Origin of the sequence: Mycobacterium asiaticum (assembly GCF_001673315.1) — a bacterium.
In the GTDB taxonomy this organism is placed as follows: Bacteria; Actinomycetota; Actinomycetes; order Mycobacteriales; family Mycobacteriaceae; genus Mycobacterium; species Mycobacterium asiaticum_B.
On the sequence record NZ_LZLQ01000010.1, the window covers coordinates 1 to 14,839 of the forward strand.

The 14,839-nt window shown below is 67.3% G+C and carries 13 protein-coding genes; 3 read left to right on the forward strand and 10 right to left on the reverse strand.

Going from position 1 to position 14,839, the window contains the following annotated elements; genetic code table 11:
• The 7 genes from A5636_RS00490 to A5636_RS00520 all read right to left on the reverse strand — a co-directional run.
• Window positions 1-918, reverse strand: a 918-nt coding sequence (locus A5636_RS00490) for a PE family protein (RefSeq protein ID WP_155763476.1), incomplete at its 3' end; no start/stop codon positions are given.
• A 322-nt stretch (window positions 919-1,240) separates the two neighbouring features.
• On the reverse strand, window positions 1,241-1,789 hold the full coding sequence (locus tag A5636_RS00495) for a pentapeptide repeat-containing protein (RefSeq protein WP_065156747.1): 549 nt from the start codon (window positions 1,787-1,789) through the stop codon (window positions 1,241-1,243).
• 4 nt (window positions 1,790-1,793) lie between these two features.
• Window positions 1,794-2,381, reverse strand: a complete 588-nt coding sequence (locus A5636_RS00500; RefSeq protein ID WP_065156748.1) for a GTP-binding protein — start codon at window positions 2,379-2,381, stop codon at window positions 1,794-1,796.
• The gene (locus A5636_RS00505) at window positions 2,362-2,742 is read right to left on the reverse strand and encodes a DUF742 domain-containing protein (protein WP_065156749.1); all 381 of its coding nucleotides are present in this window, start codon (window positions 2,740-2,742) and stop codon (window positions 2,362-2,364) included. Before A5636_RS00505 ends, A5636_RS00500 begins: the two co-directional genes overlap by 20 nt.
• Window positions 2,718-3,149 (reverse strand): roadblock/LC7 domain-containing protein, encoded by a 432-nt coding sequence (locus A5636_RS00510; RefSeq protein ID WP_065156750.1) that lies wholly within the window; start codon window positions 3,147-3,149, stop codon window positions 2,718-2,720. Before A5636_RS00510 ends, A5636_RS00505 begins: the two co-directional genes overlap by 25 nt.
• Entirely contained in the window at window positions 3,146-5,839 is a 2,694-nt protein-coding gene (locus tag A5636_RS00515; protein ID WP_065156799.1) for a HAMP domain-containing sensor histidine kinase, read from the reverse strand. The genes A5636_RS00510 and A5636_RS00515 overlap by 4 nt, the downstream gene beginning before the upstream one ends.
• Window positions 5,840-6,070: 231 nt before the next feature.
• The gene (locus A5636_RS00520) at window positions 6,071-6,676 is read right to left on the reverse strand and encodes a class I SAM-dependent methyltransferase (protein ID WP_065156751.1); all 606 of its coding nucleotides are present in this window, start codon (window positions 6,674-6,676) and stop codon (window positions 6,071-6,073) included.
• A gap of 65 nt (window positions 6,677-6,741) precedes the next feature.
• On the opposite strand from A5636_RS00520, the gene A5636_RS00525 reads away from it, so the two are divergent.
• Window positions 6,742-7,206 (forward strand): tRNA (cytidine(34)-2'-O)-methyltransferase, encoded by a 465-nt coding sequence (locus tag A5636_RS00525; protein WP_065156752.1) that lies wholly within the window; start codon window positions 6,742-6,744, stop codon window positions 7,204-7,206.
• 394 nt (window positions 7,207-7,600) lie between these two features.
• Complete coding sequence (locus A5636_RS00530; RefSeq protein WP_065156753.1) at window positions 7,601-9,385, forward strand: PE family protein; 1,785 nt, start codon at window positions 7,601-7,603, stop codon at window positions 9,383-9,385.
• On the opposite strand, the gene A5636_RS00535 is transcribed toward A5636_RS00530, so the two are convergent.
• On the reverse strand, window positions 9,386-10,030 hold the full coding sequence (locus A5636_RS00535; RefSeq protein WP_065156754.1) for a nitroreductase family protein: 645 nt from the start codon (window positions 10,028-10,030) through the stop codon (window positions 9,386-9,388).
• A gap of 22 nt (window positions 10,031-10,052) precedes the next feature.
• Between A5636_RS00535 and A5636_RS00540 the strand changes: the two genes are divergently transcribed.
• On the forward strand, window positions 10,053-10,463 hold the full coding sequence (locus tag A5636_RS00540) for a TIGR03667 family PPOX class F420-dependent oxidoreductase (protein ID WP_065156755.1): 411 nt from the start codon (window positions 10,053-10,055) through the stop codon (window positions 10,461-10,463).
• Here A5636_RS00540 and A5636_RS00545 read toward each other — a convergent pair.
• A complete protein-coding gene (locus tag A5636_RS00545) occupies window positions 10,460-11,296 on the reverse strand; it encodes an oxidoreductase (RefSeq protein WP_065156756.1) in 837 nt (278 codons plus the stop codon). The two genes, A5636_RS00540 and A5636_RS00545, sit on opposite strands and share 4 nt — an antisense overlap.
• Window positions 11,297-11,367: 71 nt before the next feature.
• Window positions 11,368-14,661 carry an error-prone DNA polymerase gene (locus A5636_RS00550; RefSeq protein WP_065156757.1) on the reverse strand — a complete coding sequence of 1,098 codons (3,294 nt, stop codon included), beginning with the start codon at window positions 14,659-14,661 and terminating at the stop codon, window positions 11,368-11,370.
• Window positions 14,662-14,839: the final 178 nt, after the last annotated feature.

The following is a 14,839-nucleotide window of genomic DNA, read 5'->3' on the forward strand; positions in this document are numbered from 1 at the left end:
CCCGCGACCGATCAACAACCCACCGGCTCCGCCGGCAGCACCGGACCCTGCCGCACCATCCACGCCCGGACCTACCAATAACCCGCCGCGACCGCCGTTGCCGCCGGTTCCGCCATCACCGCCGTCACCCCCGTCACCACCGTTGACGCCGGCCGCACCCTGCAGACCGGCCGCACCAGCTCCACCGACACCGCCGTTGCCGAACAGCGTGCCGGCGTTGCCGCCGTTGCCGCCGGTCCCCCCAGCGCCGCCGACCCCGCCGGCGCCGCCGTTCCCGAAGAGCCACCCGCCGGTCCCACCGGTACCACCGTTAGCGCCGACCCCGCCGGGGCCGCCCGCTCCGCCGTTGCCGTTCAACCACCCGCCGGACCCACCGGCACCTCCGTTAGCTCCGGTGCCGCCGGCGCCACCGATCCCGCCATTGCCGAACAACCCGGCCGCACCGCCGGGCCCGCCGGTTTGCCCGGGCGCCCCCGAACCGCCGTTGCCGCCATTACCCCACAGCAGCCCTCCGGCCCCACCGGCCTGCCCCGCCGCGCCATTGACACCATCACCGATCAGCGGACGCCCCAACAACAACTGGGTCGGCGCATTGATCGCGTCCAACACCGCTTGCTCGAAAGTCTGGAACGGCGATGCATTCACCGCCTCTGCGCTCGCGTACGTGCTCGCGCCAGCGGTCAGAGCTCGCACGAACTGCTCATGAAACACCGATGCCTGCGCACTCAACGACCGGTACTCCTGCGCGTGCGTACCGAACAAAGCCGCAATCGCGGCGGACACCTCGTCACTGGCAGCCGCCAACACCCGCGTCGTGGGGCCCGCCGCCGCCGCATTGGCGGCACCGATCGCCGATCCGATGCCAGCTAGGTCCGTTGCCGCAGCAGCCATGATTTCCGGGGCCACCATCAGTGACATGACGTTTTCTCGCCCCGTCCTTTTCCTGAGCAGATCCCGCGATCACGGGCTGTCACGCAGTCGATGCTGCGGCGGCCGTGGGTGGCGCCCTGATCGATAGGTGTCAACCGCGACCCTGACGATTCTGCGTGTCATCTATATGGAATGAGCAGGGCATTATCGCCAACGTTTTCAAATTCTTTCGTGCACGTTGCACAATGCATACGCTGCGGGCACGGAGGACGTGGGCCTCCTCGGAAGCCGAGGACGCAGGGGCGCTATCGAACGACACCTCAGCTGCGACAGGCTGCGCCCTGAGTAACGATCCCGCCGTGCGGCCAAGCTAGGCATCCAACCGCAGCCCGTGCGCCATCGCGAAGGCCATGGCTTGGGGCACGTCGACGCGCGCACCGGTCACCGACGCGCTAGTCCACAGCGTGGCGTCGGCGAGGGCGCCGCGCAGGTCGGCCCCCTCCAGACGGGCACCCGTGGCCCGTGCGCCGCGCAGGTCGGCGTTGCGCAGCACGCTCTTGCGCAGGTCCGCCCCCACCAGGCTGGTCTCGCGCAGCCGACACCCGCTCAGGTCGACTGAACGTAGGTCGTTTCCGCCGAGCACCGCGAGCGTGAAATCCACCTCGTCCAGCGTCACCGGCCGCAGCCGGCAGTCCACGAACACCGATCCGAGCAGGCTGCATTGCGCGAAAGTGCTGTGCCACAAGGTGGTTCGGGTGAACGAGCAATTGCGGAACGCCGATCCGCGGTGCTGGGATTCGGCCAGATTGACCCCGCTGAAGTCGCACTCGGTGAACACGACGCGCTCGGTCCGCAGCCCGCTGAAGTCCTCGTCGCGAAAGTCTTCACCGGTGAATTCGCGGTCCGCCCAGTCCTGCAACGAATCAGGTACTCGCCAGGCCGGCCAGCGCGTACTCGCTCACTGCAATCAGCGCATCGGTGGCAGAGCGGCGGTCGCGCGCGTCGACGCTGATGACGGGGATGTGCTCGGGCAGCGTCAGAGCTTTGCGCACCTCACCCACCGGGTACCGGGGGGCGCCGTCGAACTCGTTCACCGCGACCAGGAACGGCAATCGGCGGTGTTCGAAGAAGTCGACCGCGGCGAAGCTGTCCTGCAGTCGCCGCAGGTCCACCAGGACGATCGCGCCGATCGCGCCGCGCACCAAGTCGTCCCACATGAACCAGAAGCGGCGCTGCCCGGGTGTGCCGAACAGGTAGAGCACCAGATCCTGCGCCAGGGTGATCCGGCCGAAGTCCATCGCGACCGTGGTGGTGCGCTTGTCGGGGGTGGCTTCAAGCATGTCGACGCCCGCCGACGCGTCGGTGACCATCGCCTCGGTACGCAGCGGCATGATCTCCGAGACCGCGCCGACGAACGTGGTCTTGCCGGCGCCGAAGCCGCCTGCGATGACGATCTTCGTCGAGGCGGTGTCGTGCGCTTCAGAGCCATGCTCAGAGGGCGCGTAGGCCACGCAGGGTCCTTCCTATGAGCTCCTGCCGCTCATCGCGGGTCGAACGGTCGGTCAAGGTCCTGTGCACCCGAAGGTAACCGGAGGTGACCAGATCACCGACCAAGACGCGCGCAACACCCACCGGCAAATCCAGCCGGGCCGAGACTTCCGCGACCGACGGGCTGCTCACGCACAATCGGATGATCCGGCCCCGGGCGTCGTCGGCCGGCCACTGGTGAGCCAGCCCCGCCTGCAGCGTTTGCACCGGCGTTTCCAACGGAAGGTCGACGTCGGTGCCGGTCCGCCCGGCCGTCAAAGTGTACGGGCGGACCAGGTTCGGCGCGCGTTCGGCCGGTGTCAGTGCTGGGTCGCGTTGGTCCATCGCGGCTCGGACTCGGCACGGCGGGCGGACTGCACCACATTGCCCACCTGTTCGACAAGAATGGCCATCTCATAACCGATTTGACCGATGTCGCACGACGGCTGGGCCAGGGTGGCCAGATGCGAGCCGTCACCGACCCGCATCAGTAACAGGAAGCCGTTCTGCATCTCGACGACCGACTGCAGCACCTGTCCGCCCTCGAACAGTTGGGCCGCGCCGGTCGCGAGGCTGGCCAGCCCGGATGCCACCGCGGCCAACTGATCCGCCCGTTCCCGCGGCAGGTGCTCACTGGCCGCGACCGGCAGCCCGTCGACCGACACCAACAACGCATGGGCCACGCCGGGGACCTCGCGGACAAACTTCGACACCAGCCAGTCCAGCGGGCTGTACGACGACTGGACCGTCATTGCTGCTCGGCTTCCTGACTGGACCGAGCGTGGGACCGCCCGGATCGCACGCCGTTCAAATGGTTCCCGATCGAGGCGCGCACGGCGTCGGGGTCGCGCCGCTGCTCATGGTGCTCGGCAGGATCGGCCGCGCCCGGCACCAGCCGCGCGCCGGGGGTCCGCATCGGCAGTCCGTGTTCGGTGCGTGCTTCGACGGGTTTCTCCGCGGCCTCGGCGGCCGCCGACCAGCCGCGGTCCCACACCGTCTGCCAGTCCAGGTCCGGACTTTGAGCGAGGTCTCGCGGGTCACCCATCATCTCTGCCAGCATCCGCTGATAGATGACGTCGTCGTCGGCCGGTCCGGACGGTGTGAGATCCGGCGCCTGCGGCTTGACGACGGGTTGCGCGGCGGGTTGGGCGGCGGATTGGGCGCCGGTCGGCCGCCGCGCGAAGAACGCCGAGGTGTCCGACGCGACCTTGCTGGCAGTAGGGCTGGCAGTAGGGGTCGCTGCGGGTTGCTGCGGCGCGGCGGGGGCCTCGTCCGGTGAACGCTTCTCCCACCACGGCGTCGGCAGCGGGCGCTTCTGCTTGGGCGGCTCTTCCGCTGCCGGGCCGGGGAGGCCGGTGATGCCGCTCGATCCGGGGCTGCGTTGCGGCAAGGACGTCACCGGTGTCCCGGCCTGCCGGCCACCGTCGTGCAGGGTCGCTCCCACGACGGCAGGGTCGGGTTCGGGTGGCCGGACGGCGAAGAACTGGCGCTGCGACGCCGCAGCTTGCGCGGCCGCCGCTTGTTCCTGACCCTCGACGAGCAGGCTCAACGGCAGGTAGACCTCTGCCGTCGTACCGGTGCCCGCTTCTCCGGCCGCCGGACCCCGCAGCCCCACCCGCATCCCGTGCCGGGCGGCGAGCCGGCCGACCACGAACAACCCCATGTGCCGGGCATTCTCGGGAGTCGGGTCGGGGGTGCCGTCCCGTTCCGACTGCAGCCGCATGTTCGCCATGCGGCGGTCGGAGTCGGTCATGCCGAGGCCGGCGTCGGTGATGCGCAGCAGCACTCCTCCCTCACTGCCGCGGACAGCCGAAACCTTTACCGGTGTCGTCGGCGGCGAGTACCGCAAGGCGTTGTCGATCAGCTCGGCGAGCAGGTGGATGACGCCGCCGGCAGCCCCGCCGAGCACCGTGCAATCGGCCACGGTCCCGATCTCAACGCGCCGGTAGTCCTCGACTTCGGACACCGCGGCGTTGATCACCGTCGGCAGCGCGACCGGCTCGCGCTGGTCCCGCGAGATCTGGGCACCGGCCAGCACCAATAGGTTGGCGCTGTTGCGGCGCAACCGCGCGGCCAAGTGATCCAAGCGGAACAAGTTGTCCAACCGCTCGGGGTCCTCCTCGTTGCGCTCCAGCCGGTCGATCAGCGACAGCTGCTGGTCCACCAGGGAACGGCTGCGCCGCGACATGGTTTCGAACATGTCGTTGACCAACAGCCGCAGGCGCGCCTCGTCACCGGCCAGTAGCAGCGCCTGGGTGTGCAGTTCGTCGACGGCGTGGGCCACCTGACCGATTTCCTCGGTGGTGTACACCGGCAGCGGCTCGGGGATCGGCTCGGCGCCGGCCCGCACTCGGTCGATCTCATCCGCAAGATCGGTGTGGGCGACCTTGAGCGCGCCGTCGCGGAGCACCCGCAGCGGCTTGACCAGCGCACGCGCTACCAGCAGCACGGTCAGCAGCGCCAATGCGATGGCAGCCAGCGTCAAAACAGCGTCGCGGATGGCCGCGTCGCGCCGCGCAGCGGCCTGGTCGTGCACCGCCTGGGTCACCGATGCGGTGGTGTCGTCGACGATCCGGTCGGCGATGCCCTGGGTGGTGTGTATCGAGCGCAACAGGTCGGGGTTGTCGACGAGCACGCTGTCCGGGTTCGACATGATCGCCATCCGGGTCACCAGCTCTTGTTGCAACGTCTTTGCCTCCGCCGAGCCGGCTCCGAGCACCTCGCTCATGCCGAAGAGGGTGGACGGTTCGGTGCCGGCCAGCGTGATCATCGCGGTGCGCAACTGCGGGTCGGGAAGCTCGGCCCCGCGAGTAACCAGGATCTCTTGCAACGTCATTTGCCCACGGGCACCAACGGCCCGGCTCAGACCCGCTACCTGCGACCGGACCTGCTCGTTGTCGACGTGCACCGAGGCGTTGATCGCGTTCTCGGCGGTCAGCAGCAGCGGGGCATAGGTGGTGGCCCGGTCTCGCAACGGCAGGCCGTTGTCTGCCGACTTGTCCAGGAGTGCCTGGCCGCCATTGAGCAGGGTGTTGACGCCCGACCGGACGTCGGGGATGACGTCAGTGTCCGCAAGCCGCGTCTGCAACTCGTCCTTGCGGGCCGCGAAATTCTTCTTCGCTCCTTCCACGTCGCGCCCCGTCGAATTCGCCAGCAGCGCAACGTCCAGCGCGGACATGTATTTGGTGATCGCTGGGATCACGTCGGCCCGGGACGCGGCCAGTCGCAGGCCGCCAGAATTGGAGAATTCCTGCTCGACGCGCATGGCCCCGAATACCGTCGCCAGCACCAGCGGCACCAAAGCGATCGCGAACACCTTCCAGCGCACCGGCCAATTACGCAGCGACCAGGTGGGCGGACGCGTTGAACGCGGTGCCACCGATGGGGCGCCGGGGTCGTCGGGCGGGACCGCCGCGACCGGATTGGTCGGGCGGGCGAACATGGTCACGTATGCACGGCCGTACCGCCGGCCGCGTGAAACGAGAGGCTCATCAAACTTCCTGCTGCTTTATTTCGCCCGCCCCGGCAGATGGCCGCGAACGTAACTGCCTGGCAATCCGACGAGTATGACACCACGTAGCCGAGGTCTCCATAATTGTTACTGAGTAGATAAGGTCCGCTCTCGCGAGCGGGCCGACCGGCACGGCCTTCGGCAAACTTTCCAGCGGTGCGCCTAGGACGGTCGAAGAATTGCGACGAGGAAGTCGGAGTCGTCAGAGAACGGCCGCACGTCCCAGGTGGACAGCAGCAGATCCGGCGCGAATCGAGCTTGGGCGGCGTGGTCGAGGAACTCGTCGAATCGGTATCCCCGATTGGCGCCGAACCCGATAACCGCCCGGCCGTCGTCGGCCAGGTGGGCACGCAGCCGCCCCAACACCTGAACCCGGGTACTGGGCGCGAGGAACGTCATCACGTTCCCGGCCGAGACGATGACGTCGAATGGTTCGGCGACGCCCCGCGCAGGCAGGTCGAGTTCGGCGAGGTCGCCGACCAGCCAGTGCGCACCGGGATAGTCCTGTTCAGCCGCCTCGATCAGCGCCGGGTCGACGTCCACCCCCACGACGTGATGCCCTGCCGCAACCAGATGCCCGCCCAACCGGCCGGGGCCGCAGCCGGCATCCAGGATCCGGGAGTGGCGCCGTGCCAGCGCGTCGACGAGTCGAGCCTCACCGGCCAGGTCGTCGCCGGCGCGGGCCATCGAACGGAAGCGTTCGATGTACCAGTGCGAATGTCCCGGATCGGCTGCGACCTTTTGCATCCAGAGGCTCTGTTCGACCATAGGGACATTCTCACAAGCGCAGTCGCAAGCGCGAAAGGCCCAGCGACACCGGGAGAATGTCACTTGTGTTCAGGCTGCTGTTTCATTCACCTCGCATCGCGCCCAACACGGGCAATGCCATTCGCACGGCGGCGGCCACCGGATGCGAGTTGCACCTGGTCGAACCGCTGGGCTTCGACCTGTCCGAGCCCAAGCTGCGGCGCGCCGGTCTGGACTATCACGACCTTGCCTCCGTGACCGTGCATGCGTCGCTCGACGACGCGTGGGCGGCATTGGCGCCGGCGCGGGTGTTCGCGTTCACCGCCCAAGCCACCGCACAGTTCGCCGACGTCGAATACCGACCCAGCGACGTGCTGATGTTCGGTCCGGAACCCACCGGACTGGACCCTGTCACCCTCGCCGACCCGCACATCACCCGCCAGGTGCGCATTCCGATGCTGGCGGGCCGGCGCTCGTTGAATCTGTCCAACGCCGCGGCGGTCGCGGTTTACGAAGCTTGGCGGCAGCAAGGTTATTCGGGCTCGGTGTGAATCACGGGTAAATCGCGGTGCAAATGCAGAAGCAGGCTCGCGAGAATCGCGAGCCTGCTTTCTACGGGGCATGTTCGGGGGGCAGGGGGAAAAACATGCCGCAGTCTGTTGTCACGCGCGGGTCAATGAGTCTCCTTCGTAGTGACTTCTTCTCGATCAACCTTGTGTCTCTAGACTGCCCGACGTCACGCCCGAGCGCTGTCCCCCCACGGGGGATACCTCGGATGAATTCTGTGTCCTCCGATCGGGGGACATCCGCGCGGCGACCGCGCGCTAAGAACTTTGCATCAAGATCGTGGCCTATTCCCATTTCTATGGACCGGATTCTCATTACACTGCGAAATTTAAAGCTCCGATATTTACGACGATGTCAATGGTTGCGGGAAGGACGACGATGTCTTTTTTGGTGGCAGTGCCGGGGACCGTGGCGGCGGCAGCGGCAGATATGGCCGGGATCGGTTCGGCGCTGAACGCAGCGACTTCGGCCGCGTCAGCACAAACAACCGGATTGCTTGCTGCCGGCACCGACGAGGTGTCGTCGGCCATCGCGTCGCTCTTTTCTGGTCACGCTCTTGCCTATCAACAGGTCGCCGCGCAGATGTCCACGTTCCATGAACAGTTCGAGCGGACGTTGAATGCCGGCGCTGGCGCCTATGCGAGCGCCGAGGCCGCCAATGCTGCTGTGCTCGACGCGATCAATGCGCCCACCCGGGCATTGCTGGGGCGACCGCTGATTGGCGACGGGGCGGCCGGCACCGCTGCCAACCCGCAGGGGCAGGCCGGCGGCTTGTTATACGGCAACGGCGGTGCCGGTTACACCAGCACGACAGCCGGCATCGCAGGCGGACGCGGCGGAAACGCAGGCTTGTTCGGCAACGGTGGAATCGGTGGCGGCGGCGGAGCAGGCGCGGCTGGTGGAGCCGGCGGTAGCGGTGGGTGGCTTTACGGCAACGGTGGCGGCGGCGGCACCGGTGGCAATGCGGTGGTGGCCGGTGGCAACGGTGGAAACGGGGGCATTGGTGGCGGCGCCGGGCTTTGGGGATCCGGAGGCGCCGGGGGGATCGGCGGCAACGGTCTGGCGGGGGCACACGGAGTCAATCCCACCCCGATCACCGACCCTGCCCTCGACGGGGCTGCCGGCGCGAGCAACGTGCCGGTTTTCCCTGAAAACCCACACGTCGCCGTTATAGGCGAGCCCGGTCACAACGGGTTATCCGGAGCCCCCGGCGTCAATGGCGGAAATGGCGGCGCAGGCGGGAACGCCAATGCTTTCGTAAATGAAACCTCGGGCGGCATTGGTGCCCGCGGCGGAGATGGCGGTGTTGGCGGTTACGGTGGCGCGAATGGCGGCGCAGGTGGGTCGGGCGGCGAGGCCGTGGTTAATTACGGTGGTGCCGGTGGCGGCCACGGCGGCAATGGTGGTGAGGGGGGGATGGGCACCGGCGGCCAAGCCGGCGGTGCCGGTGGCAGCGGCGGCGCAGGGGGACGTGGCGGCTGGCTGATCGGAGACGGCGGCAGCGGCGGTGCAGGCGGCAACGGGAGCTCCGGCGGCAATGGCGACATCGGCGGCAGCGGCGGGGCCGGTGGATTCAACGGTGGCACCGACGGTTACGGCGCCGCCTCCATCTCCTCCAGCGCCATAGCAGGAGCCGGTGGTGACGGCGGCAACGGAGGCCGCGGCGGTACAGGTGGGCACGGCGGCGCCGCCGGGGCCGGTGGTGACGGGGGCGCTAGCGGGTGGCTGATGGGTAATGGCGGCAACGGAGGCCACGGCGGCAGCGGAGGCTCGGGCGGAATCGGCGGTACGGGCGGACTTGGCGCCGACGGTGCCGCGGGCGGAAATGCAACCAGCCAGGCGACCCTGGGCCCCGGGGCCCAGGCTGGTCACGGCGGCGATGGCGGCGACGCCGGTTATGGCGGCACTGGCGGGGACGCTGCTGACGGTGGTCGCGGGGGCGCCGGCGGTCGCGGTGGGTTGCTGAGCGGTCAGCAGGGGACTTCTGGCGCCGGTGGCGGAGGCGGCAGTGGCGGCGACGGCGGCACCCATGGCGTCTTCGGCAGCGGCGGCGCGGGCGGCAAAGCTGTGGGCTCGACGCCGGTGAACGGCACCCAAGGCGACCCCGGCCAAGGGGGCGATGCATTCAATGGCGCTCGCGGTAACGACGGCGCCCCGGGCTAGTTACCAGCTGTTCCAGTGCGTCAGCCTGTCGGCAGGCAGCCGCTTGGCCGGCCGGAAGTCGGTGCCCTTGGTGTAGGCGATCGGAAACAGACCACCCTGGCTGTACTCGTCGTAAGGGATGCCGAGCACGTCGGCCACCTTGCGTTCGCCGTCGCCCAGCAGATGCAGCGTGGTCCAGCAGGAACCCAGCCCGCGAGAACGCAGCGCCAGACAGAAGCTCCACACCGCCGGGAACAACGACGCCCAGAAGGACACCCCGCCCATCGGCGAGTTCTCCGCCCGGCCCAGGAGGCACGGGATCAGTAGCACCGGCGCCTCGTGCATGCGTTCGGCAAGATAGGTCGCCGAGTCGCGGACCTTGCCCATCCGCTCGCCGCGGGCGTCGCCTTCGCGGTAGTCGGGTGTGGGTGAGCTGAGGTAGCCACGGGCATTGGCCAGATAGATATCCCCGATCGCCTTCTTCTTCTCCGCGTCTTCGACGAAAACCCATTGCCAGCCTTGCGCATTGGAACCGGTAGGCGCCTGCAGCGCCAATTCCAGGCATTCCATCAGCACTTCCCGCGGCACTGGTTTGTCGAAGTCGAGACGTTTGCGGACCGACCGCGTGGTGGTCAGGACTTCGTCGACGGTCAGGTTGAGTGTCATGTGTGGAGGCTACCGTTAAACCATGAGCAGCGAACTGACGCAAGAGGTTTCCGGCCGGCTCACCGCCGACCACTACGGCTGGCTGACCACCGTCGCGAAGTCCGGACAACCGGTCCCGCGGTTGATCTGGTTCTACTTCGACGGCACCGATCTGACGGTCTACACCCAGCCCCGCGCCGCCAAGGTCAGACACATCGAAGCGCATCCGCAGGTGAGCCTGAATCTCGATTCCGACGGCAATGGAGGCGGCATCATTGTGGTCGGCGGGACGGCGGTGGTGGACGCCATCGACGTTGACTGCCGCGACGACGAACCCTACTGGGCCAAATACCGGGAAGACGCTGAACGTTTCGGCCTCACCGATGCGATGGCCTCCTACAGCACCCGGCTGCGAATCACCCCGGCCAAGGTGTGGACGACGCCCACCGCCTAGTGGTCCAGATCGGTTGAGACCGAAACGCCGCGCCAGTTGTCGATGTCGGCCTGCAGGTCTTTGATCTTGTTCTCGACGGCCGCAACGCAGTCGGTACCCAACAGCAGATGTAACGGCGGTTCGGCCACTGCCGCGATGTCCACGATCGCCGCGGCGGCCTTGACCGGGTCGCCGGGCTGGGCGTGGTTGGTGTCCACGGCATGCGCGCGCACGGCCCCGGCGGTAGGTGCGTAGTCCTCGATGACGGTTTCCTCCGTTCCGAGACTGGACGCGTCCAGGAAGTCGGTGCGGAAGTAGCCCGGCTCCACGATTGTGACCCGAATGCCCAGCGGTTCAACCTCTTTGGCCAGCGCTTCGCTAAATCCCTCCACCGCGAATTTGGTCGAGCAGTACACACCCCAGCCGGGGCTGCCCATCAGCCCGCCGACGGAGCTCATGTTGATGATGTGACCCGAACGCTGCCGGCGCATCACCGGTAGCACCGCTCGTTGCATGGTCAGGGTGCCGAAGACGTTGACCTCATAGACAGCGCGGGCAGAGGCGTCGGAGGCTTCTTCGACGGCTCCGAGCAGACCGCGGCCGGCGTTGTTCACCAGCGCGTCGATCCGCCCGAATCTCTCGACAGCGGCCGAAACCGCCGCGGCAGCCTGATCCCCGTCGGTCACGTCCAGATCGACGGCGAGCAACGCGTCGCCTGCATCGGGAAACTGTGCCGGGATCTGATCCGCGCGTCGGGCGGTGGCCACCACCCGATCCCCCTGGCTGAGGATCTTGCGTGCGATCTCGAGACCGAAGCCGCGAGAAGCTCCCGTGAGAAACCAGACCTTTGACATCGCGCCTCCTTCTATGAGTGCTCCCAATACTCTGCGACCATTCGCGCGACGCGTCTACTCGGGGGGCACAGTCACCGGAAGTCCCGCGACTTCGATCCGACGGCCAGACTGATGCGGCCTATGCGTTCGGCCACGACAGTGATTGCCCCGCTGGCGTTTTGAACCTGGCCGCGGATCAGCAGGGCCGGTGCCGTGTGCGCCACCTTGCGATGCCGCTCCCAAACTCCCGGCGTGCAGAGCACATTGATCATCCCGGTTTCGTCCTCGAGGTTGACGAACGTCACCCCCTGCGCGGTGCCCGGACGCTGACGATGGGTCACCGCACCGGCGATCAGCACTCGGTCGCCGTCGGGCACCGACGCCAGCGCGTCAGCGGGCACCACCCCCATCGCGTCCAAGTCCGCCCGCAGGAACTGCGTCGGATAACTGTCCGGAGAGACACCGGTGGCCCACACGTCGGCGGCGGCCAGCTCCAATTCACTCATTCCCGGCAGCGCCGGGATATGCGACGACGAGCCCACTCCAGGCAACCGGTCCGGCCGCTGAGTGGCCGCGGCCCCCGCCGCCCACAGGCCCTCCCGTCGGGACATCCCGAAGCAACTCAACGCTCCGGCTGTCGCCAGGGCTTCGGTCTGCGGTACGGAGAGTTGCAGCCGCGACGTCAGATCCAGCAGAGAAGTGAACGGCCCGTTAGCTTTCCGCTCATCAGCCAGCTTTTCGGCGAGGTCCGCACCAATGTGCCGGACCGCCCCCAGCCCGAGCCGGACCTCCGTTCCGATGTTCTCCAGCGTCGCGTGCGCCAAGCTGGCGTTGACACATGGACCGTGCACCAACACCCCGTGCCGGCGCGCATCGGCCACCAGCGACTGCGGCGAGTAGAAACCCATCGGCTGGGCACGCAACAGCGCCGCACAGAACGCCGCCGGATGATGCAGCTTGAACCACGAGGAGTAGAACACCAGCGAGGCGAAGGACAGCGCGTGACTTTCCGGAAAACCGAAGTTGGCGAACGCCTCCAGCTTCTCGTAGATCCGGTCGATCACCTCGTCATCGGCACCGTGCAGTGTGCGCATGCCGTCGTAGAACCGGCTGCGCAGCCGACGCATCCGCTCAGTCGAGCGTTTGGAACCCATGGCGCGCCGCAGTTGGTCGGCCTCGGCGGCGGAGAAACCGGCGCAATCGACTGCAAGCTGCATCAGTTGTTCTTGAAAGAGCGGCACGCCCAATGTCTTTCGCAACGCGGATGCCATGGACGGGTGGTCGTAGACGACTGGGTCGACGCCGTTGCGCCGCTTGATGTAGGGATGCACCGACCCACCCTGGATAGGTCCGGGACGGATCAGTGCCACCTCCACCACCAGGTCGTAGAAGATCCGGGGCCGCAGTCGCGGCAACGTGGCCATCTGCGCCCGCGACTCCACCTGGAACACGCCGACCGAGTCGGCCCGGGACAACATCTCGTACACCGCAGGCTCGGAAAGGTCTAGCCGGGCCAGGTCCACCTCGATGCCTTTGTGCTCGGCCACCAGGTCCCTGGCGTAATGCAGCGCCGAGAGCATGCCCAGCCCCAGCAGGTCGAACTTCACCAGACCGATTGCCGCACAGTCGTCTTTGTCCCACTGCAGGACACTGCGGTTCTCCATCCGCGCCCATTCCACCGGGCACACGTCGGCGATCGGCCGGTCGCAGATCACCATGCCGCCGGAATGGATGCCCATGTGCCGGGGCAGGTTGCGGATCTGGTTGGCCAGATCGACCACCTGCTCGGGAATACCTTCGATATCGGCCGGCTGTCCCGACCAGTGGCTGATCTGCTTACTCCACGCGTCCTGCTGTCCCTGTGAGAAACCCAGCGCACGGGCCATGTCACGCACCGCGCTGCGCGCTCGGTAGGTGATGACGTTGGCTACCTGGGCGGCATAGTCACGGCCGTATTTGTCGTAGACGTACTGGATGACTTTTTCCCGCTGATCCGACTCGATGTCGATGTCGATGTCGGGCGGCCCGTCCCGGGCGGGTGACAGGAATCGTTCGAACAGCAGATCGTTGGCCACCGGGTCGACGGCGGTGACACCAAGGGCATAACAGACCGCGGAATTGGCCGCCGACCCCCGCCCCTGGCACAGGATGTCGTGGTCTCGACAGAACCGGGTGATGTCGTCCACCACCAGGAAGTAACCCGGAAATTGCAGTTGGGCAATGATTTTCAGCTCATGCTCGATCTGAGCGTAGGCACGTGGTGCAGCGTCGGGAGGCCCGTAGCGATCGGCGGCACCCACCATGGTCAACGAGCGCAACCAGCTGTCCTCGGTATGCCCGGCAGGTACGTCGAACGGCGGTAGCTGCGGCGCGATCAGCGCCAGACCGAACGCGCACTGCTCCCCGAGTTCAGCGGCCGCCGTCACCGCCTCGGGACACTGCGCGAACAACCGGGCCATCTCAGCACCGGACCGCAGGTGTGAGCCACCCAGCGGCGCCAGCCACCCGGCAGCCGCATCCAGGGACTGCCGGGCCCGGATCGCGCCCATCGCCATGGCCAGTCGGCGACGGGACGGATGGGCGAAATGTGCTCCTGTGGTGGCGACGACGCCGACGCCGAAACGGGACGCCAGCCCGGCCAGTAGCGCGTTGCGTTCGTCGTCGAGCGGTTGGCCGTGATGGGTCAATTCGACGCTGACCCGTTCGGCGGTGAACCGGTCCACCAGGTCGGCCAGGGCACGCTCCGCCGCTTCCGGTCCGCCTTCGGAAAGGGCTTGACGCACAGCACCTTTCCGGCATCCGGTAAGGATGTGCCAGTGTCCGCCAGCCACCTCGGTCAGCGAGTCGATGTCGTAACGCAGCTTGCCCTTCTCACCCCCTGCCAGGTGCGCGGCGGCTAACGACCGGGACAACCGCCGGTATCCTTCCGGCCCACGGGCCAGCACCAGCAGATGGGGCCCGGGCGGATCCGGTTGTTCCGTGCGGGCCTCCGATACAGACGATGCTCCCAATGACAGCTCGGCGCCGAAAACCGTGCGCACGTCGAGTTCGGCGGCGGCCTCGGCGAACCGCACCGCGCCATACAGACCGTTGTGGTCGGTCAGCGCGAGGGCGCGCAGACCCAGTCGGGCAGCCTCTTCGACCAACTCCTCGGGTGTGCTGGCCCCGTCGAGAAAGCTGTACGCCGAATGTGCATGCAACTCGGCATACGCGACCGACGACCGGGTCCGTTGCCCGACCGGCTTTGCCGTGTAAGTCCCGCGCTTGGTCGACAAGGGAGCGTCGTCGGCCGGCCGCACTGGAACAGGCGCCCCGGCATGGCGTGGTTTGCCGTCGAGAACCCGTTCCATTTCGGACCAACTAGGTGGTCCGTTGTGCCAACCCATCCTGCCATCTTATCGAACACCTGTTCGATGGGAGAAATCTTCCCGAACAGACCAAAGCCGACACCCAAAGGGCTTCCAAACGGGTGAGAAACAAATTGCCAGGTGCACCTCCGGGCGGCGCATCACCGCAGTTAGACGCAACTTCCATGGGGACACACGTTCTTAACCTGGGGCGCTA